Origin of the sequence: Paenibacillus sp. V4I7 (assembly GCF_030817275.1) — a bacterium.
In the GTDB taxonomy this organism is placed as follows: Bacteria; Bacillota; Bacilli; order Paenibacillales; family NBRC-103111; genus Paenibacillus_E.
Genome location: NZ_JAUSZD010000002.1, coordinates 7,641,049 through 7,660,000, shown reverse-complemented (window position 1 = coordinate 7,660,000; position 18,952 = coordinate 7,641,049). Strand labels below are relative to the sequence as shown.

Genomic DNA, 18,952 nt, shown 5'->3' with positions numbered 1-18,952 from the left:
CGTTGTTCAGTTTTCAAAGATCAATTTCTTTCTTGTTTCTTCGCCATCCGTTTAGCGGCGACTTTTTTAATATACCACATCGACCTAGAAGATTGCAAGTATTTTTTCAAAGAATTACAAAAGTCATCTTCTTCAATCAACTTGTTGTCCTTCTTTTCGAAGGGGCGAGTTATAAAATACCATAGGATGAGGAGGTAAGTCAAGCACCTACCCCCTATTTTTTTTGAGCTTGGTAGTTACGATTTCTAGCATACTTTGATATTTCTTTTGGCGTCGCTATGCGAGCATACATCCGGAAGATCACTTTATATCTGGATTCTATGGCCCCTTTAATCTCTTGATCAATTCTTTTGTCATTGAGATCGAACAACATTTCATCTAATTCTTTGCGAAGTACATAATCCAACTCTCTGCATTCCCGATCATTGAACAAAAATCCAAGCATACATCCATCCAAACCCCTCTCGACTGTAGAGATTTATGGCACTTACAGTTTGATTGAAAGAAGAGCCGACCCTTATTCGGCCCGCTCTTCTTACCGTTTTACTGTTATGCTCAGATTTTGCCATTTTTATGACAGAAGTTCTGAAAATATTTTACAGATGCACCAACCAGTATGTAAGTGTACTTTCAATAACCGCCGCGACGAGTAAAAGTACAATAATGGATACGATTAATGGCTTTGTTAAATGGAGTATTTCAACCAGCTCCGCACGCGCTGTTTTGTCTTTATCAGATACAAAGAGCTGTGCTCCGGATTTCCAGACCAATAAACCCAATTTAAGTCCATATGCACAGGCAATTAATATGACCGGAATTTCTATGATACCATGTGGAAGAATCCCCTTCAGTACAATAGACAATGTGCTTTCATGCGTCTGTAAGGAAAGTACATATCCGAGTATCATCCCATTAGCGATCAACATAAAGAGTGGCAGAATACCTAGTAGAAGACCAAGAAAGATAATGACTACAGACTTAATAGCATTATTTAAAAAGATGAAAATAAAAAACCATAGTTGGGGATTATCCTTATTACTAAGCGATTGACTTAAAGATTTAAGCCCTTGCATCTGCCCTTCTAAGAAATTCGAAAATTGCTCTGAATTCGCCCAACCTAAATATAAACTAAACCCAAAAACTAAAACGACAACAATGAAGTAATGTTTCATTTCTTTAAAATGTTGGAACAGTGGTCGAAATTTCATTTTCGTTCCCTCCAATTTCCGAAGCATAAGTACTGTGTACGAGCATACATTATTTACTAAAGAGTATACAAGCCTTGCCCGTATGTAAGGCTTAGAGGAGGTACAAGCTAGCCATGAACTACTTTTTCGTTGTAAATGCTCGTAAGTTCAAACAATATGTATTTATTGCACTTGCCATCGTCTTCGCAGCAGCTATTGTTTATTCGGAACAAAGTAATGTATCCGTCTTTTCCAATGCAGAACCCTCCGCTATTTATAGCGTGCAGACCGAAAGAAAGGTTATTGCCTTGACCTTTGATATTTCATGGGGCGAGAAGCGTGCAGAACCTATTTTAAAAATTCTTAAGGAAAAAGGTGTGAAGGATGCAACCTTCTTCTTATCCTCTCCGTGGAGCAAAAGCCACCCAGAGATTGTGGAACATATCAAGAAGGATGGTTTCGAAATTGGCAGCCATGGCAACAAACACGATAATTATAGTACGCTAAGTGATGAAGAAATACGCAAACAAATTACTACAGCACATGGCATTTTAACGGAATTGATTGGTAAAGAACCAAACTTAATCCGTCTTCCCAATGGTGACTTCGACAAACGCGTGCTTCGAATTGCGGATGATTTAGGTTATTCGGTTATCCAATGGGATACCGACTCTCAAGACTGGTTAAACAAAGGTGTTGATACCATTATTAACCGTGTAGTATCCAAAGCGCATCCAGGAGATATTGTGTTACTGCACGCCAGCGATTCGTCTCAGCAGACACATGAAGCCTTACCAGTTATCATTGAGCAGTTAAGAGCTAAGGGATACGAATTCGTTACGGTTAGTGAGCTAATCAAACAAACACAAGTGCAGACGAAGCCAGTTGAAGACCAGGCAATGAAACAAATTAATTAATGAGCTATGCTCAGATTCAAAAAAGAGCTAATTTTATTAGCTCTTTTTGTTATCCAATATTTTATGTAGAATCAATATTTGCCATGCATTACAAACAAGCAATGGAGCCAACATAAATAGACTTGATGCAGCGTTATCTAGCTTTAATGCAGGTACGGCTTCAAGAACAGATACAGCGCACATAAAGAACAATGTCGGGATAAAAGCGTTCCGATTCGTCATCTTTACCTTCCAATAAGCAATTGCTATGGAAATCACTAATATGATTGCAGGTAAAACGGAGTAGCTTAAAACGGATCCTGTACCCTCAAAATTAGTCATCCTGAGATATACGAGGTCAAATAGGACAACAATGACAACAGACAATTGTATAAGATCCCATACCGTCTTGGAGCGAATGATACCTGCAACAATGAACCTGACAATCAGATAAGCAAAAAAGCCCATTTGACTCAGAACGCTTATGGTCGCACCACCAAGTAACATATTTACTACATTAAATCCTACTGCCGATAACCCCATAACCGAAAATTCTTTGTCGGAATATTGTAAGATGAGTCCAATTACTATAGATACAATCATTCCTAATAACAGTGTTGTCCAAAATAAGTGAAACCACTTCCGCAGCGTCAAGATCAATTACCTCCATACTTCAACTCTAATTGTTAATTGTACCAACGTTTACGATAAAAAGCCAATGAATGGCCCTTATAATCTATCCCGAACCACACATACTAACAACTATTAAGAAAGGGAAGGGAGCATGCTTTTATGTTAATAACTAAGCTCAGAAAGCTGCAAGTCCTACCACTGATTTCTATCGCTTTGCTTCTCGCCTCGTGTGGAGCAGATAATTCACAACAAGGTCAAGGTCAATCTCAAGCTAACACGTATAAAGAGCAAAAGACTATGATTCTTGATATTCTGAAGTCAGAGGATGGTAAGAAAGCGATTAGTGCTGCAAACCGCAGTATAATGGCTGGTGATGTAGGGGCAAATGGTGTGGCTGGTCAATCTCAAATCAAGCTTCTGTCTGCGAATGAATCTTTGCAGCTGCAGATGGCAGTCAAGGATGTTCTGACAGCAAAAGAGAATAACATGTTCCTCACCGATATGATGAAAGACCCTAAATTTGCCGGCGATTTTGCTAAGGCTATCCAAAAAGAGACTAAACAGATGTTCAAAGAGTTGCTAAAGGATCCAGAGTATCAAAAATCACTCGTTGATGTTATGAAAAACCCGGAATATGAAAAGATGATGCTAGATGTCATGAAAACAGCAGCCTATCGCCAGCAAATGAATACAGTTATGGAAGAATCAATCCAGAGTCCATTGTTCCGTGCACATATGGTTGATCTTCTTAAGTCAGCCATAGAACAACAAAGTAAACCTGATGAAATGCCTACGGCAAAGAATGCTAAAAAGAAAGAAGAAGGTGGCGGCGGAGAGAAAAAGAAAGATGAGGGAGGCGAAGAAAAGGAAGGCAGTTAAAAGGATGACTCCAGCTCCTCTGAATCTTATAAGGAAAGAAAAAAGGCATACGGACTCCGTATGCCCTTTCTATTATTTTTCCAATTTTGTAATGATATTCGCAGCCATGTCTAAATAGATTTGTCCAGTTTTCGAATCTGAATTGTAGACAGACGGCGAATAGTCGATCTCCGAGACATGATTATCGGGAGCTCCGAGTGGAATCTGCGCTAATAATTCACTGTGCAAATCTTCCGCCAGTTTAGCGCCACCACCCTTACCGAATACGTAATCTATGCTGCCATCTTTGCATTCATAATAGGACATGTTCTCCACAATACCTAGAATTTCATGGTTTGTTTGAATGGCCATCGCTCCAGCTCTAGCGGCAACAAAGGCTGCTGTGGCATGCGGTGTTGTCACAATCACTTCTTTACTTTGCGGAATAAGCTGATGCACATCTAGCGCTACATCTCCTGTTCCCGGAGGAAGATCCAGAAGGATGTATTCAACATCTCCCCAATTGACTTCATTGAAGAAATTGCGCAGCATTTTCCCTAGCATAGGACCACGCCAAACGACAGGCGCATTATCTTGGACAAAGAAGCCCATGGAAATTACTTTTACACCAAATTTCTCAACTGGCATAATAACATTATCGACAAGCTTCGGTTGCTCTTCGATCCCCATCATATCAGGTATACTGAAGCCGTATATATCAGCATCGATAATGCCAACTTTTTTCCCTTGGCGAGCTAAGGCAACGGCTAAGTTAACAGTTACAGTTGATTTACCCACACCACCTTTGCCACTTGCCACGGCTATAAACTCAACTGTCGAGGCTTCTCCCAATATAGGTTGTTGAATCGGTGGTTGGATGGGTTGGGTCTGCTTCTCGGCAGCCGGTTGAACCGTATCTTTAATCTGATTACGCTCATAATCAGTCATGAGTCTGAAACGAATATGTACTTGTGCTACACCCAATTTTCCTAAAGTTTGCTGAATATAAACCTTCGCTTTTTCCTTGAATGCCTCATCCTCGGTTGTGACAATTAAGCTTAAAGATACGTTATCCTCTTTAAACATAACATCTCTAACTAAATTAAGTTCCACAACACTTTTATTGTAATGAGGTTCCACAAGAGGTTGTAACGCTTCTAATAGTTGATCCTTATTTATCATAGCCACACCACACCTTTATTCGGACATTGTAATTGTGGCCTTAATTATAACACATTTTGATTAAGAACCCACTTTTTCCCCAGCATAAAATCTTAAGATACCTTGATAGACAGATGCTGCCACCTTCTTCTGATACTTTTCATTCGAAAGCAATCTTGCTTCTTCTGGATTTGAAAGGAAACCCACTTCTACAAGAGCACTAGGAATTTTCAACGTTTTCAATAAGTAAACGGTCTTGTCTGCCGGCTTGGCAACACGATCGGTATTCTCTAAGTTTTTCTTTAATTCCAATTGAATGAGCGTGGCTAAATTAGAGTTATTCAAATTATTGGGATAATAGAACGTTTGTGCGCCTCTCCATTTCTGAGAAGGTATACTGTTTAAGTGCACACTAAGGAACATATCCGCATTGTTCTCATCAATGAGATCGGCACGGTTGTGGAGATCTTGCGTTTTTCTTTTACTATATCCTTTCGTGCCGGGTAAAGCCAAATCTGTATCCGTTTCCCTTGTCATAATGACTAACGCACCCGCCTGTTGCAAATAATCCCTTAGATGAAGCGTAATCGCTAAATTGATATCTTTCTCAACGACTCCCTCCTTACTCTCAGCACCACCATCAGGTCCACCATGACCTGCATCCAGAGCAATTGTTTTACCTGACAAAGGTAAATTCCAATCCGACCATGTCTTCGTTGCAGGCAGCTCATAGGCATAGATGAAAACAACAAGTGCGACCAGCAAGGTCGAGAGAACAAGCTTAAGACTACTGTTAAAAGTCAGCCAGACGACCAGCCTCTTCTTCCTTTTGCGCATAAAAAATCCACCTCTGTTCCCCATAGACTCTGTAACATCTATATGGGACAGGGTGGACAAATATACCTTGCTTAAACTTGATATTCAGGGTCTCTTAGACCCTCAATAAGAACCTGGGCAACCTCAGGACGTGTGAACTCCGGAGGCGGGCATTGACCGTCTCTAAGCAATCCACGAACCTTAGTGCCGGAGAGGTGCATATGGTGGGACTTATCATGCGGACAAGTTTTGCTAGATGCCATATTGCCACATTTCGTACAGAAGAAGCTGTGCTCAAAGAATAACGGAGTAATCCCAATTTCTTCAGCCGTAAAATTACTGAAAATCTCTTGTGCTTCATACGTGCCGTAGTAATCGCCAACACCCGCGTGATCGCGTCCTACGATGAAATGAGTACATCCATAGTTTCTACGCACAATTGCGTGTAGAATCGCCTCACGAGGTCCTGCGTAACGCATAGCAGCTGGGTATACACCTAAGAAAGTACGATCCTTCGGATAGTAGTTTTCAAGCAACACCAGATAACTCTTCATACGAACATCTGCAGAGATGTCATCGGATTTGGTCTCACCTACAAGAGGATTGAGGAAGAGTGCATCTACGATTTCCATTGCCGACTTTTGAATGTATTCGTGAGCACGGTGTACGGGATTACGTGTTTGGAAGCCAACCACTGTTTTCCAACCATTTTCCGCAAAAATGCGACGTGTTTCAGATGGATCAAAGTAAAATTCTTCAAACTTCTTAGGCTTTGGACGGTTAAGCAGCTGAATAGGTCCTCCGATATTCGTAGAAGAACGCGAGAACAGTTTATCTACACCAGGGTGAGCCATGTCATCTGTTTTAAAGATCTTAATTGCTTCATTTTTTTGATCAACTTTATAGATACTAGTCGCATCCAGTATAGCATATATCACATCATCATCTTCACCAACAAGTGCTACTTGCTCGTCGATAGTGATGGAAGCTGCAACTTCAGGGTCAATAGATAAGGTAACTGGAATGCTCCATACGATTCCATCAGTTAGGCGCATTGTCTCCACAACTGAAGTATAGTTTTTCTCGTCGAGGAATCCAACTAATGGTGAAAATGCACCTACCCCAATCAGATCCAGGTCAGAAATAGTCCAAGAATTGACACGTATTTGTTTCAATAATGCTGCACGTTTCAGAAGCTCTTCTCTTTGTTCTGCTGGAACCAAGCGGTTAATTAACTTCCCACCATGAGGTTTAATCGTTGTCATTACGGAGCACCTCCATAATATCTATTTCTAATTATTATTTATGAAGTCCGCATTCTGTTTTTTCAATACTAGCCCAACGACCCGCACGTGGGTCTTCACCTTCAGCTACAGGACGCGTACAATGTGTACAGCCGATACTCGGGAAGTTACGATCATGTAAAGGATTGTAGATAACATCATTTTCACGAATGTAATTCCACACATCTTCCGAAGTCCAACCAGCAAGAGGATTAAATTTGATCAATCCAAATTTCACGTCATATTCCACTTTTTTAGCATTTGCACGAGTAGGGGCTTGGTCGCGGCGAATTCCTGTGATCCAAGCATCATAATTTTTAAGGATATCCGTTAATGGATCAACTTTTCGAATGTTACAGCATTGGTTAGCATCGCTTTTCCATAGCTCATCGCCGAATTTATCAGCTTGTTCATCAAGTGTAAGCTTTGGCAATACCTGAACAAATTTAGTACCATAATGCTGTTCTAGGCGATCTCTTGTCTCATAGGTTTCAGCGAAATGAACGTTTGTATCCAAGTAAAAGATATCAACATTCGGATTAATTTTTTGCAGCATATCAACAAGCACAACATCTTCTGCACCAAAACTGCATGCAAGTGTTAAGCTTGAGAATGTGTCAACGGCAAGTTTCAAAATCGCTTCTGGTGATTGATTTTCGAATTCTTCAGCGGCTTTCGTTACAAAAGCTTCTTTTTCAAAGAGATTCATATTAAATACCTCCTAAAGTTTATAATCCCGACTGTTATTGTATGATTTATATTTAATTATAGCTGAGTTCTTCTTTGTGTCAATTACTTTTTATCATTTTGGTATTAACTTCGTTAAAATCCATATATTTTATTGGTCTAACTCTTGCAATGACACAAAAATAAAAAGCCTTTCCAGCAAAATGCAGGAAAGGCTTCTCTTGAGCGCCAAAGGCGCACAATCTTAACGTTTGGAGAATTGAGGAGCGCGACGAGCGGCTTTCAATCCATATTTTTTACGCTCTTTCATACGGGAATCACGTGTTAAGAAACCTGCTTTTTTCAGGGATCCACGGTATTCCGGATCAGCTTTCAGCAATGCACGGGAAATCCCGTGACGAATCGCTCCAGCTTGTCCGCTGATTCCACCACCATTTGCAAGAACTAGAACATCGTATTTACCGACAGTCTCAGTTAATGTCAAAGGTTGTTTAACGATCAGCTTCAAAGTTTCTAGACCGAAATACTCGTCTAGATCACGTTTATTGATAATGATGCGTCCTTCACCCGGTACTAAGCGCACGCGCGCTACCGAGTGTTTACGACGACCCGTTCCATAATATTGAACTTGTGCCACGAAACAGTCCTCCTTATATTATCCGCGAAGATTCCAGACTTCTGGTAGTTGTGCTTGATGTGGATGCTCTGCTCCACCGTAGACTTTAAGCTTAGTTTTCAAGCTGTCGCCAAGACGGTTCTTAGGAAGCATACCGTGTACGGCAAACTCGATCATGCGATCAGGTTTGCTGTTCAGCAAATCCTGAGCAGAAGTCACTTTTAAACCACCTTGGTATAAAGAGTGACGGTAGTACATTTTGTTTTGCATTTTCTTACCAGTTAGCTTAATTTGGGAAGCATTGATAACAACAACGAAATCGCCAGTATCTACGTGTGGAGTGAACTCCGGTTTGTGCTTACCGCGGATAATGCTAGCAACTTCACTTGCAAGACGGCCAAGTGTTTGGCCTGCAGCGTCAACAATGTACCATTTACGCTCTACTTCATTTGGCTTAGCCATATATGTGGTGCGCATGCTTAATCCTCCTAAAATATATCTCAATACATAATTATTATTGTTAATTTACATAAATGATGGATGGTTGACGGCCATTTGTGATCAGGGGCTGTGGGGTAGCCGATCACGAAACGCCAAGTTATATTTTACACGAAACATCGATAAGAAGCAAGTAGTGTTTTAAGCTTTTTAATAGTCGACTCTCCATAACGTTAAACCCATAGCTTCGGCCGTAGGACCTGCCTGAGATCGGTCTCTAGCTTCAAGAATTCGCTGCATATCGCTGCTAGGTCTCTTACCTTCTCCAATCTGAATCAGCGTTCCTGCGATGATCCTAACCATGTTATAAAGGAATCCATTACCCGTTACGATTAATCGGATTCGGGCAATTTTCCCCGTCGTAGACAACTCGTCAGCTTCCGTCTCCAGACGAACCTCGTAGAGGGTTCTCACCTTTACTTCCTTATCTGTTCTCACCGTACAAAACGAAGTAAAATCATGCTCACCTAGCAAGCAAGGGAGCGCCTCTCTCATGGCTTCCACATTCAAATGCGTAGGATGATGGTATTCATAGTTGCGGTGAAAGACATCAGGGAAGCGCGCCGAGCGAATTGAAAAGCAGTAAGTTTTGCGTTTCGCGGCTTTGCGAGAATGAAAGGAAGGAAGGACTTCTTCCGCGGTATGAGCGACGATATCTCTGGGTAATCTAGCATTTAGAGCTAAACACCAACGTTCCACTGGAATCTTTGAATTCGTGCTAAAATTAATAACTTGTGCTTTCGCGTGTACACCGGCATCTGTACGCCCGGATGAGATGACTTTTACCTTCTCACCAGTCAACATGAAAACAGCCTGCTCTAAACGGTATTGAATCGTGTCAGCTTTCGGCTGAATCTGAAAACCTGAATAAGCGGTCCCATCATAACTTATGGTAAAGCGTAGATTTCTCAAGGCTTGTTCCTCCATGAGTCATCCTTCCTATCTAGGTGATTAGCCTTTAGCTAAATTCACTTCTAGAGAGCGTACTAAGACTGCAAAAAAAGGGCTTCACCAGAATCAGCGATTCCGTCCACCCTTTCCCAACCGTCTTTATGCGCGATCTACTAGCTCTAGGTAAACCATTGGTGCTGCGTCACCGCGGCGTGGTCCCAGTTTAAGGATACGAGTGTATCCACCTGGACGCTCGGAGTAACGAGTAGCCAAATCGGAGAACAGTTTTTGAATCGCATCTTGATTCTCGTCTGCAGCTTCTCTACGAACAAAAGCAGCAACCTGACGGCGTGCATGAAGATCTCCGCGCTTCGCAAGAGTGATTAACTTCTCAGCGATGGAACGAATTTCTTTTGCTTTTGCTTCTGTAGTTTGGATGCGTTCATGTATGAACAGATCTGTTACCAGATCACGGAATAATGCTTTACGATTACTGGAATCGCGGTTCAACTTTCTGTAGTTCATTGAATTAACCTCCTTCTGACAAGATTATTCCTCAGTACGTAGTCCCAAACCCAGCTCTTCGAGCTTCTCTTGAACTTCTTCAAGTGATTTGCGTCCTAAGTTCCGAACTTTCATCATGTCTTCTTCTGTTTTGGTAATCAGCTCTTGTACGGTGTTAATCCCTGCACGCTTGAGACAGTTGTAAGAACGAACAGATAGATCAAGTTCCTCAATAGTCATCTCCAGAACTTTCTCTTTCTTATCTTCTTCTTTCTCTACCATAATCTCTGCATCTTTCGCTTCATCCGTCAAACCGACGAACAAGTTCAGATGTTCTGTTAAGATTTTGGCACCCAAGCTCACTGCTTCTTCTGGTCGAATACTTCCATCGGTCCACACTTCGAGGGTCAACTTATCATAGTTAGTCACTTGGCCGACGCGAGTATTCTCAATCGCATAGTTTACTCGGGTAATAGGCGTGTAGATCGAATCAATTGGAATCACACCAATTGGTTGTTCTTCATGCTTATTTTTGTCCGATTGGACGTAACCGCGACCTCTGCCCGCATGAATCCTCATATGAAGACGCGCATCAGGAGATAAGGTAGCGATATGCAGATCCGGGTTAAGAATCTCCACATCACTATCACCACGAATATCTGCCGCAGTAATATTACCTTCCCCTTCTGCATCAATTTCAAGCACTTTCTCCTCATCGGAGTGAATTTTCAACGATAGGCCTTTCAAGTTGAGAATAATTTCCGTTACATCCTCAAGCACGCCAGGAATCGTTGAAAACTCATGTAAAACGCCATCGATTTGGACAGAGGTTACTGCTGCCCCCGGTAAAGAGGACAGTAAGATACGACGTAGTGAGTTACCTAAGGTTGTACCATAGCCACGCTCCAACGGCTCGATGATAAATCTACCATAAGCGCCATCTTCACTTAATGCTACGGTTTCTATTTTTGGCTTTTCGATTTCGATCATGAAATGTACCCTCCATTCAATACGTCGTTTCCCTCTGGATACTTCGCCTGAAAATTTCATAGTATTCCTATCCTTCAAACCATTATTCACGATTTTAGAATAATTATACTACAAAGTGATCCTGAATTATACGCGACGACGTTTTGGAGGACGGCAGCCATTATGAGGAACCGGAGTCACGTCTTTAATCAGGTTTACTTCAAGACCTGCTGCTTGCAAAGAACGAATTGCTGCTTCACGGCCAGCACCTGGACCTTTAACCATTACTTCAACAGTTTTCAAGCCATGCTCCATAGCTGCTTTAGCTGCTTTTTCAGCTGCCATTTGCGCCGCAAAAGGTGTGCTTTTACGGGAACCTTTGAATCCAAGGTTTCCTGAACTTGCCCAAGAAATTGCGTTACCATGCGGATCCGTGATCGTTACGATCGTGTTGTTAAATGTTGAACGGATGTGTGCTACACCGCTCTCAATATTTTTCCGGTCACGACGTTTCGTACGGACTACTTTTTTAGGTTTTGCCATTAGCTCTAACCCCCTTTATTATTTCTTCTTATTAGCTACCGTACGACGAGGACCTTTACGTGTACGAGCATTAGTTTTAGTACGTTGTCCACGAACAGGAAGACCACGGCGGTGACGAAGACCACGGTAGGATCCGATTTCGATTAGACGTTTGATGTTTAGAGAAATTTCGCGACGAAGGTCGCCTTCTACTTTAAGGGTTTTGTCAATTACATCACGGATCTTGCTCACTTCATCTTCAGTCAAGTCGCGAACGCGAGTACTAGCGTCGATACCTGTGGAAGCAATGATTTTCTGAGCAGTTGTAGTGCCGATACCGAAAATGTAAGTTAACGCGATTACAACTCGTTTGTCACGAGGTAAGTCAACTCCAGCTAAACGTGCCATCTACAGATTGCACCTCCTTTTAACCTTGTTTTTGTTTGTGCTTAGGATTTTCACAAATAACCATTACATTACCTTTACGGCGAATAACTTTGCATTTCTCGCAAATCGGTTTAACCGACGGTCTAACTTTCATTTTTAAGCCCTCCTTATCATCGTAAGCAACCATGTTGCGTTTTCTGTTAGAAAACTTGCTTCGTAAGCATACGCCTTGAGAGAGTAACTTACATGTAAGCCGAACATTTATTTGAAACGGTAGGTTATACGGCCTCTCGTTAAATCATAAGGCGATAATTCTACGGTAACCTTATCTCCAGGCAAAATGCGGATAAAATGCATTCTGATCTTACCGGATACATGGGCTAGGATTTTATGACCATTTTCCAATTCAACCTTAAACATTGCATTCGGAAGAGGTTCAATCACTGTACCTTCTACTTCAATTACATCTTCTTTGGCCACAGTCATTCTCCTTTCTCTATTGTGCTTCATCTTGCATAAGTTCAACGAATTTGGCAATTGCGAAGCGCAACTTTCCATTAGTAACACGACCTGTTTCCCTAATGCTTGACTCCACTTCACTGCTAATCGTTTCTTGTAACTGAAGATGATTCAGGTTCTTCTTCTTCGGTTGATCGAATTTGCGATTATCACCGTCGGCAAGCCAGACAAATCGATGATCGACAATTCCAATTACGACCGCATATTCTCCGGGATCTCGACCGCGAAGCACCTTTACGATTTGACCCACCTTTGGAATCTTGCTATCCATTCATCATCACCTACGATCTAGGCAAAGTTAATATTTCATAACCAGCTGCCGTAATTGCAATCGTATGTTCAAAATGAGCACATAGGGTACGATCCGCAGTGACAACAGTCCAATCGTCTTCGAGTGTTTGGACAAATCTTTCGCCAACGACCACCATCGGTTCAATGGCTAGGACCATGCCTGGTTTGAGACGAGGACCTTTATCAGGTACACCATAATTCGGAATTTGTGGTTCTTCGTGAAGATCCGTTCCGATACCGTGACCGACATACTCTATAACCACGGAGAAGCCTGCGTCTTCAATACAAGTTTGGATTGCATGCGACAACGTGTAGAGTCTAGCATCCGGTTTAGCTTCTGCTATGCCTCGATACAGTGATTGTTCTGTCACAGCTAACAAACGCCCAGCTGTTTCAGAAATTTCACCGACAGGATACGTCCAAGCAGAATCTCCATGATAACCTTTATACTGAGCACCAATATCTATACTGATAATATCGCCCTCAGTCAGCTTTCTTGGACCAGGAATACCATGAACTAATTCTTCGTTGACTGAAGCACAAATGCTTCCAGGAAAACCGTTGTAACCTTTAAAAGATGGAATCGCTCCCTGACTGCGAATGAATTCCTCTGCGATCTGATCAAGTTCTTTCGTTGTAATGTTCGGACGAATCGCCCTTGCCAATAAGCGGTGCGTTTCGGCTACGATACGACCAGCTTCTCGCATTAGGTCTAGTTCAACCTCGGACTTACAAATGATCATTACGCTAGACCTCGTAGCAGTGAGCTAATTTGTTCGGTTACCGCATGAATGTCTTGTTCCCCGTTAACCTCACGCAATAATTCCCTCTTTTGGTAGTAATCCAGCAGCGGAGCCGTTTTATTGATGTATTCATCCAAACGAGTTCCGACTTTCTCTTCCGTATCATCAGATCGTTGGTACAACTCACCCGAACATTTATCGCATACGCCTTCTTGCTTTGGTGGGTTGAAGATTACATGATACGTAGAACCACAGGATTTACAAATTCTTCGGCCAGTTAGTCTTGCAAGCAAGAAACTGCGATCAACGGAAAGATTGATAACTACTTCAATCTTCTTACCTAATGAATCTACGATTTCAGACAACGCATCTGCTTGAGCAACAGTTCTAGGGAACCCGTCAAGCAAAAACCCTTTATCGCAATCCGGTTGGGCAAGACGCTCTCTCACAATACCGTTCGTTATTTCATCAGGAACCAGAAGTCCCTTATCCACATAACCTTTGGCCTCAACACCAAGCGGTGTTCCTTGACTCATCGCCAAACGAAAAGCATCTCCAGTCGATATATGAGGAATTTGAAATTCGTTTACGATCTTTTCAGCTTGCGTACCTTTGCCTGCACCAGGAGGCCCCATAAAAATTACGTTCACACTTAAAACCTCCCATCGCACTCGGCATTACGAACAGCACAATAGGTGCCGATGTCGCAGATATTGCCCCATCAGAACCTATTAGCTATTTATTGATAAATCCTTTGTAATGACGCTTAATCAATTGGCTCTCGATCTGTTTCATCGTCTCAAGACCAACGCCTACTACGATAAGTAAAGATGTACCACCTATCTGAACCGAACTAGGCAAACCGGCAAGTCCTCCAAATAACATTGGAAGAATTGAGATCGCTGAGAGAAACAGTGCTCCAGAAAGAGTAATTCTAGTCATTACGCGAGTCAGATAAGTCGATGTTGTTTTACCGGGTCTAATACCAGGTATGTAGCCACCATTTTTCTTCATCTGGTCAGCCATTTGAACTGGATTAATTTGTACGAAGGTGTAAAAGTAAGTGAATCCAATAATCAGCAGTACGTATAGTACAATCGCTAGTGGTGCGGTTTGGTTCAAACTAAGATTAGTTATGATCCATTCTGCAACAACATTACCTCTCCAGTAACTAGCAATGGTAGGAGGGAACATCAATAACGAAAGTGCAAAGATTACAGGGATTACACCAGCTGCATTCACTTTAAGAGGAATGTGAGTGGTTTGACCACCATACATTTTACGACCAACTACCCGTTTCGCATATTGTACAGGTATCTTACGAACACCTTGCTGTACGAATATGACCCCGGCAATAATCAGTATAACAACCAAAGCAATAATGATCAGTTTCACGATATTAAGGAACAAAACTCCTTCGGTCGCAAAAAGTGATTTGTAAATTTGTTGAATGGTTGTAGGAATCGCCGCGACGATACCTGCAAAGATGATAATGGAAATACCGTTTCCAATCCCATATTCCGTAATTTGCTCACCGAGCCACATCAAGAAAGCTGTACCAGCAGTCAGTACGAGAGCGATTAGAGCAAAGGTTGTGACACCTGGATCAATCACGAGTCCGCTATACAAACGGTTAAACCCAATGGAAAGACCAAAAGCTTGAATCACGCCTAGAATAATCGTACCGTAACGAGTAACTTGTGTCATTTTCTTTCTTCCGACATCGCCTTCTTTTGCCCATTGCGCAAAGCGTGGAATTACATCCATGGACAAAAGCTGAACAATGATAGAAGCCGTGATGTAAGGCATAATTCCCATCGCAAAGATGGAGAATTGGAAAAGCGCACCGCCAGAAAACGTGTTAAGCAAACCAAAGACATCACTCTGATTCGCTTGGTCTTGAAGTTTCAGAACATCCGTATTAATGTTAGGTACCGGAATAAAGGCACCTAAGCGGTAGACGATTAGCAAGATGAGCGTAAATAGAATTCTTCTGCGTAAATCTTCTACTTTGAAGATGTTGGCTATGGTATTGAACATTAAATCACCTCGGTTTGACCGCCGGCAGCTTGGATTTTCTCAATCGCTGATTGAGAGAACTTATTCGCTTTAACGGTTAATTTTACTGTGATTTCACCGTTTCCTAAAATCTTGATACCATCTTTAGGAGCTTTAACAATACCAGTCTCCATTAATACTTGTGGAGTAACTTCGGTACCAGCTGCGAAATTGTTCAAATCTTCAAGGTTTACGATTGCGTATTCCGTACGGAAACGATTCGTGAAACCACGTTTAGGTAAACGACGGTATAACGGGTTTTGTCCACCCTCGAATCCAGGACGAACGCCTCCACCAGAACGTGCGTTTTGACCTTTATGTCCGCGAGTTGATGTTTTACCCATGCCGCTACTTGTACCACGGCCAACACGTTTACGAGTGTGACGAGAACCAGTAGCAGAACTTAGCTCATGTAACTTCATCGTTGCACACCTCCTCTAGATCTTAATATCTTGCTACTATGCTTCGATTTCTTTAACTTCTACCAAATGGCTCACTTGATTAACCATGCCTCTGATCGCAGCATTATCTTGATGAAGAACAGTTTGGTGCATCTTGCGAAGACCAAGTGTTTTCACTGTAATGCGTTGTGTTTCAGGGCGGCCAATCAGGCTGCGTTTTAGGGTAATTTGTAATTGTTTCGCCATGTTTACCCCTCCTAACCTAATAGCTCTTGAACTGTTTTACCACGAAGCTTTGCAACTTCTTCCGCTTTTTTCAAGCGGCTTAAGCCTTCAAGCGTTGCGTTAACCATGTTCATGGAGTTCGATGAACCAAGGGATTTTGTCAAGATATCGCCGATACCAGCAAGTTCAAGTACTGCACGAACTGGTCCTCCAGCGATAACTCCTGTACCTTGGGAAGCTGGTTTTAACAGAACGCGTCCTGCACCAAACTTACCTGTTACAAGGTGAGGAATCGAAGTGCCTACGATAGGAACATGAATCAAGTTCTTTTTCGCATCTTCAATGCCTTTGCGGATTGCATCAGGAACTTCGGAAGCTTTACCGATTCCTGCGCCAACCCAGCCATTGCCATCGCCAACGACAACAAGTGCGCTGAAGCTGAAACGACGTCCGCCTTTTACTACTTTAGCTACGCGATTAATATTAACAACTTTTTCTGTTAGCTCTAAAGTATTAGGATCTACACGCAAGTCTTTTACCTCCTTATATATGTTTTTCCTAGAATTCAAGTCCAGCTTCACGAGCTGCGTCAGCTAATGCTTGAACACGTCCATGATAAAGGTAGCCACCGCGGTCAAATACCACTCTGTCTAAACCTTTTTCTTTCGCGCGTTGAGCGATTAATGCGCCAACTTTACGAGCAGCTTCAACGTTACCGCCATTACCAATTTCACTTTTCAGTTCTTTATCTTGAGTCGATGCAGCAACGATTGTAATACCCGTTGTATCATCGATAAGTTGAGCATACATGTGTTTGGAAGAGCGGAAAATGTTTAAGCGCGGACGAACAGTTGTACCTTCGATTTTCTTACGAACACGAAGATGTCTTTTCAAACGAGCTTTATTTTTATCGCTTTTAGTAATCATCTATACTTACACTCCTTTCATCATCTTATGATGCGAGGCTTATGCTTACGTAGCAAGTTTTCATTCGAAAACTCTTAGCTATTACCCGCGATCTAACGATCTTATTTCTTCTTACCAGCTTTACCTTCTTTACGAAGAATACGTTCGCCTTCATACTTGATACCTTTACCTTTATACGGCTCTGGCTCACGTACGGAACGAACTTTAGCTGCCATAGCGCCTACTAATTCTTTATCAATACCTTTAACGATGATTTTCGTGTTCGTAGGAACATCGAACTCAATGCCGTTTTCAGGAGTGATTTCAACTGGATGGGAGTACCCAACGTTGAGAACTAATTTGTCGCCGCTCTTGTTAGCACGGTAACCAACGCCAACTAGATCCAAAGATTTCGTGAAACCTTCCGTTACGCCACTTACCATGTTGGCAACAACACTACGTGTTGTACCATGCAGGGAACGGTGGAGTTTGTTATCGGAAGGACGCTCAACGGAAATCTCGTTTTCTAGAACATTTACTTTCATATCTTTATGAAGTTCACGGGACAAAGAACCTTTAGGGCCTTTAACCGTGATTTGAGTATTGTCTAGTGTTACATTTACACCACTTGGAATGGTGATTGGCTTACGACCAATACGAGACATGTTTGCACCTCCATTCAATTACAATTGTATTACCAAACGTAGCAGATAACCTCTCCGCCAGCTTTGGATTGACGAGCATCTTTATCCGTCATAACTCCTTTAGATGTGGAGATGATGGCAATCCCTAATCCGCCCAATACACGAGGGATTTCTTGTGATTTAGTGTAAACGCGTAGACCTGGTTTGGAAATTCTTTTCAAACCGGAGATAACACGCTCATTGTTTGAACCGTATTTCAGGAACAAACGAATGATACCTTGTTTGCTATCTTCAACGTACTCAGCATCACGGATAAATCCCTCTTTTTTAAGGATTTCAGCGATTTCCCTCTTCACTTTTGATGCAGGAATTTCAACTGTTTCATGACGTACGATATTCGCATTACGAATGCGAGTTAGCATATCTGCAATTGGATCTGACATGACCATTTTGTGTAAACCTCCTTCCCGAAAATAGGGTGATTACCAGCTTGCTTTTTTAACGCCTGGAATCTGACCTTTGTGTGCTAATTCGCGGAAACAAATCCGACAAATTTTGAACTTGCGAAGCACTGAATGCGGACGTCCGCAGCGCTCACAACGTGTGTATGCTTGCACTTTAAACTTCGGGGTACGTTGCTGTTTGACTTTCATCGAAGTTTTTGCCACTTAATATAACACCTCCTGATAGGTACGACTGGTAACCTATTTAACGAAAGGCGCTCCGAGTTGTGTTAAAAGCTCGCGAGCTTCCTCGTCGGACTTAGCCGTTGTAACGATAACAATATCCATACCACGAACTTTATCAACTTTATCATACTCAATTTCTGGGAAAATGAGTTGTTCTTTCAGACCAAGTGTGTAGTTTCCACGGCCGTCAAAAGCCTTGTTGGAAATACCACGGAAGTCACGTACACGTGGAAGTGATACGTTGAAAAGTTTATCCAAGAAATGATACATGCGCTCGCCGCGAAGAGTTACTTTCACGCCGATTGGCATATTTTCACGAAGTTTGAAACCCGCGATCGCTTTTTTGGATTTTGTTACAACTGGTTTTTGACCAGAGATCTTTTGAAGATCTTCTACTGCAGTGTCAAGTACTTTGGAGTTCGATACAGCCTCACCAACACCCATGTTGATAACGATTTTCTCGACTTTAGGAACTTGCATGACTGTTGAGTAGTTAAACTTTTGAATTAACGCTGGAGTTATTTCGTTCAAATAACGATCTTTCATTCTTACTGTCATGACTCATTTG

The 18,952-nt window shown here is 42.0% G+C and carries 30 protein-coding genes; 2 read left to right on the top strand and 28 right to left on the bottom strand.

Going from position 1 to position 18,952, the window contains the following annotated elements:
• Positions 1-214: 214 nt before the first annotated feature.
• On the bottom strand, positions 215-445 hold the full coding sequence (locus QFZ80_RS35915) for a regulator of G-protein signaling domain-containing protein (RefSeq protein ID WP_029196431.1): 231 nt from the start codon (positions 443-445) through the stop codon (positions 215-217).
• Positions 446-596: 151 nt separating this feature from the next.
• Complete coding sequence (locus QFZ80_RS35910) at positions 597-1,208, bottom strand: stage II sporulation protein M (protein ID WP_307563409.1); 612 nt, start codon at positions 1,206-1,208, stop codon at positions 597-599.
• A 113-nt stretch (positions 1,209-1,321) separates the two neighbouring features.
• On the opposite strand from QFZ80_RS35910, the gene pdaB reads away from it, so the two are divergent.
• Positions 1,322-2,104, top strand: a complete 783-nt coding sequence (gene pdaB, locus QFZ80_RS35905; protein ID WP_307550483.1) for a polysaccharide deacetylase family sporulation protein PdaB — start codon at positions 1,322-1,324, stop codon at positions 2,102-2,104.
• Positions 2,105-2,140: 36 nt separating this feature from the next.
• Here the strand turns inward: pdaB and QFZ80_RS35900 are convergent, their stop codons facing one another.
• Entirely contained in the window at positions 2,141-2,737 is a 597-nt protein-coding gene (locus QFZ80_RS35900) for a KinB-signaling pathway activation protein (RefSeq protein WP_307550486.1), read from the bottom strand.
• 138 nt (positions 2,738-2,875) lie between these two features.
• Here QFZ80_RS35900 and gerD point away from each other — a divergent pair, with 138 nt between their 5' ends.
• Complete coding sequence (gene gerD, locus QFZ80_RS35895; RefSeq protein WP_307563407.1) at positions 2,876-3,595, top strand: spore germination lipoprotein GerD; 720 nt, start codon at positions 2,876-2,878, stop codon at positions 3,593-3,595.
• A 72-nt stretch (positions 3,596-3,667) separates the two neighbouring features.
• On the opposite strand, the gene QFZ80_RS35890 is transcribed toward gerD, so the two are convergent.
• From QFZ80_RS35890 to rplE, 25 genes are all read right to left on the bottom strand, one after another.
• A complete protein-coding gene (locus QFZ80_RS35890) occupies positions 3,668-4,756 on the bottom strand; it encodes an Mrp/NBP35 family ATP-binding protein (protein WP_307563405.1) in 1,089 nt (362 codons plus the stop codon).
• A gap of 60 nt (positions 4,757-4,816) precedes the next feature.
• Positions 4,817-5,572, bottom strand: a complete 756-nt coding sequence (gene cwlD, locus QFZ80_RS35885) for an N-acetylmuramoyl-L-alanine amidase CwlD (RefSeq protein ID WP_307563403.1) — start codon at positions 5,570-5,572, stop codon at positions 4,817-4,819.
• A gap of 71 nt (positions 5,573-5,643) precedes the next feature.
• Entirely contained in the window at positions 5,644-6,816 is a 1,173-nt protein-coding gene (gene sat / locus QFZ80_RS35880; RefSeq protein WP_307563401.1) for a sulfate adenylyltransferase, read from the bottom strand.
• A gap of 34 nt (positions 6,817-6,850) precedes the next feature.
• Entirely contained in the window at positions 6,851-7,543 is a 693-nt protein-coding gene (locus QFZ80_RS35875) for a phosphoadenylyl-sulfate reductase (RefSeq protein ID WP_307550496.1), read from the bottom strand.
• A 222-nt stretch (positions 7,544-7,765) separates the two neighbouring features.
• Positions 7,766-8,158, bottom strand: a complete 393-nt coding sequence (rpsI, locus tag QFZ80_RS35870) for a 30S ribosomal protein S9 (RefSeq protein WP_029196439.1) — start codon at positions 8,156-8,158, stop codon at positions 7,766-7,768.
• Between the two features lie 18 nt (positions 8,159-8,176).
• Positions 8,177-8,614, bottom strand: coding sequence for a 50S ribosomal protein L13 (rplM, locus tag QFZ80_RS35865; RefSeq protein ID WP_029196440.1), 438 nt, complete (start codon positions 8,612-8,614; stop codon positions 8,177-8,179).
• A gap of 171 nt (positions 8,615-8,785) precedes the next feature.
• Positions 8,786-9,547 carry a tRNA pseudouridine(38-40) synthase TruA gene (truA, locus tag QFZ80_RS35860; RefSeq protein ID WP_307437895.1) on the bottom strand — a complete coding sequence of 254 codons (762 nt, stop codon included), beginning with the start codon at positions 9,545-9,547 and terminating at the stop codon, positions 8,786-8,788.
• A gap of 138 nt (positions 9,548-9,685) precedes the next feature.
• Entirely contained in the window at positions 9,686-10,051 is a 366-nt protein-coding gene (gene rplQ, locus QFZ80_RS35855) for a 50S ribosomal protein L17 (protein WP_029196442.1), read from the bottom strand.
• A 24-nt stretch (positions 10,052-10,075) separates the two neighbouring features.
• Positions 10,076-11,020: a DNA-directed RNA polymerase subunit alpha gene (locus QFZ80_RS35850; protein ID WP_028557469.1), complete on the bottom strand. Its 945-nt coding sequence runs from the start codon at positions 11,018-11,020 to the stop codon at positions 10,076-10,078.
• Positions 11,021-11,146: 126 nt separating this feature from the next.
• Positions 11,147-11,542: a 30S ribosomal protein S11 gene (gene rpsK, locus QFZ80_RS35845; RefSeq protein ID WP_028557470.1), complete on the bottom strand. Its 396-nt coding sequence runs from the start codon at positions 11,540-11,542 to the stop codon at positions 11,147-11,149.
• 18 nt (positions 11,543-11,560) lie between these two features.
• Complete coding sequence (gene rpsM, locus QFZ80_RS35840) at positions 11,561-11,929, bottom strand: 30S ribosomal protein S13 (RefSeq protein ID WP_028557471.1); 369 nt, start codon at positions 11,927-11,929, stop codon at positions 11,561-11,563.
• A 19-nt stretch (positions 11,930-11,948) separates the two neighbouring features.
• Positions 11,949-12,062 (bottom strand): 50S ribosomal protein L36, encoded by a 114-nt coding sequence (gene rpmJ, locus QFZ80_RS35835; RefSeq protein ID WP_003333770.1) that lies wholly within the window; start codon positions 12,060-12,062, stop codon positions 11,949-11,951.
• A 107-nt stretch (positions 12,063-12,169) separates the two neighbouring features.
• A complete protein-coding gene (gene infA / locus QFZ80_RS35830; protein ID WP_009676800.1) occupies positions 12,170-12,388 on the bottom strand; it encodes a translation initiation factor IF-1 in 219 nt (72 codons plus the stop codon).
• Between the two features lie 16 nt (positions 12,389-12,404).
• Positions 12,405-12,698, bottom strand: coding sequence for a KOW domain-containing RNA-binding protein (locus tag QFZ80_RS35825; protein WP_307550500.1), 294 nt, complete (start codon positions 12,696-12,698; stop codon positions 12,405-12,407).
• A 10-nt stretch (positions 12,699-12,708) separates the two neighbouring features.
• Positions 12,709-13,461, bottom strand: coding sequence for a type I methionyl aminopeptidase (map, locus tag QFZ80_RS35820; protein ID WP_047683173.1), 753 nt, complete (start codon positions 13,459-13,461; stop codon positions 12,709-12,711).
• On the bottom strand, positions 13,461-14,111 hold the full coding sequence (locus QFZ80_RS35815) for an adenylate kinase (RefSeq protein WP_029196447.1): 651 nt from the start codon (positions 14,109-14,111) through the stop codon (positions 13,461-13,463). Before QFZ80_RS35815 ends, map begins: the two co-directional genes overlap by 1 nt.
• Before the next feature lie 85 nt (positions 14,112-14,196).
• A complete protein-coding gene (secY, locus tag QFZ80_RS35810) occupies positions 14,197-15,501 on the bottom strand; it encodes a preprotein translocase subunit SecY (RefSeq protein WP_307550502.1) in 1,305 nt (434 codons plus the stop codon).
• A complete protein-coding gene (gene rplO, locus QFZ80_RS35805) occupies positions 15,501-15,941 on the bottom strand; it encodes a 50S ribosomal protein L15 (protein ID WP_029196449.1) in 441 nt (146 codons plus the stop codon). The genes secY and rplO overlap by 1 nt, the downstream gene beginning before the upstream one ends.
• Before the next feature lie 36 nt (positions 15,942-15,977).
• Positions 15,978-16,166, bottom strand: coding sequence for a 50S ribosomal protein L30 (rpmD, locus tag QFZ80_RS35800; protein ID WP_307437864.1), 189 nt, complete (start codon positions 16,164-16,166; stop codon positions 15,978-15,980).
• Positions 16,167-16,177: 11 nt separating this feature from the next.
• Positions 16,178-16,675: a 30S ribosomal protein S5 gene (rpsE, locus tag QFZ80_RS35795; RefSeq protein WP_029196451.1), complete on the bottom strand. Its 498-nt coding sequence runs from the start codon at positions 16,673-16,675 to the stop codon at positions 16,178-16,180.
• A 28-nt stretch (positions 16,676-16,703) separates the two neighbouring features.
• Positions 16,704-17,072, bottom strand: a complete 369-nt coding sequence (gene rplR / locus QFZ80_RS35790; protein ID WP_307550503.1) for a 50S ribosomal protein L18 — start codon at positions 17,070-17,072, stop codon at positions 16,704-16,706.
• Between the two features lie 101 nt (positions 17,073-17,173).
• Positions 17,174-17,716, bottom strand: coding sequence for a 50S ribosomal protein L6 (rplF, locus tag QFZ80_RS35785; protein WP_047683181.1), 543 nt, complete (start codon positions 17,714-17,716; stop codon positions 17,174-17,176).
• A 29-nt stretch (positions 17,717-17,745) separates the two neighbouring features.
• Positions 17,746-18,144 carry a 30S ribosomal protein S8 gene (gene rpsH, locus QFZ80_RS35780; RefSeq protein ID WP_029196454.1) on the bottom strand — a complete coding sequence of 133 codons (399 nt, stop codon included), beginning with the start codon at positions 18,142-18,144 and terminating at the stop codon, positions 17,746-17,748.
• Positions 18,145-18,177: 33 nt separating this feature from the next.
• Positions 18,178-18,363 (bottom strand): type Z 30S ribosomal protein S14, encoded by a 186-nt coding sequence (locus QFZ80_RS35775; RefSeq protein ID WP_029196455.1) that lies wholly within the window; start codon positions 18,361-18,363, stop codon positions 18,178-18,180.
• A gap of 36 nt (positions 18,364-18,399) precedes the next feature.
• On the bottom strand, positions 18,400-18,942 hold the full coding sequence (rplE, locus tag QFZ80_RS35770; protein ID WP_307550505.1) for a 50S ribosomal protein L5: 543 nt from the start codon (positions 18,940-18,942) through the stop codon (positions 18,400-18,402).
• Positions 18,943-18,952: the final 10 nt, after the last annotated feature.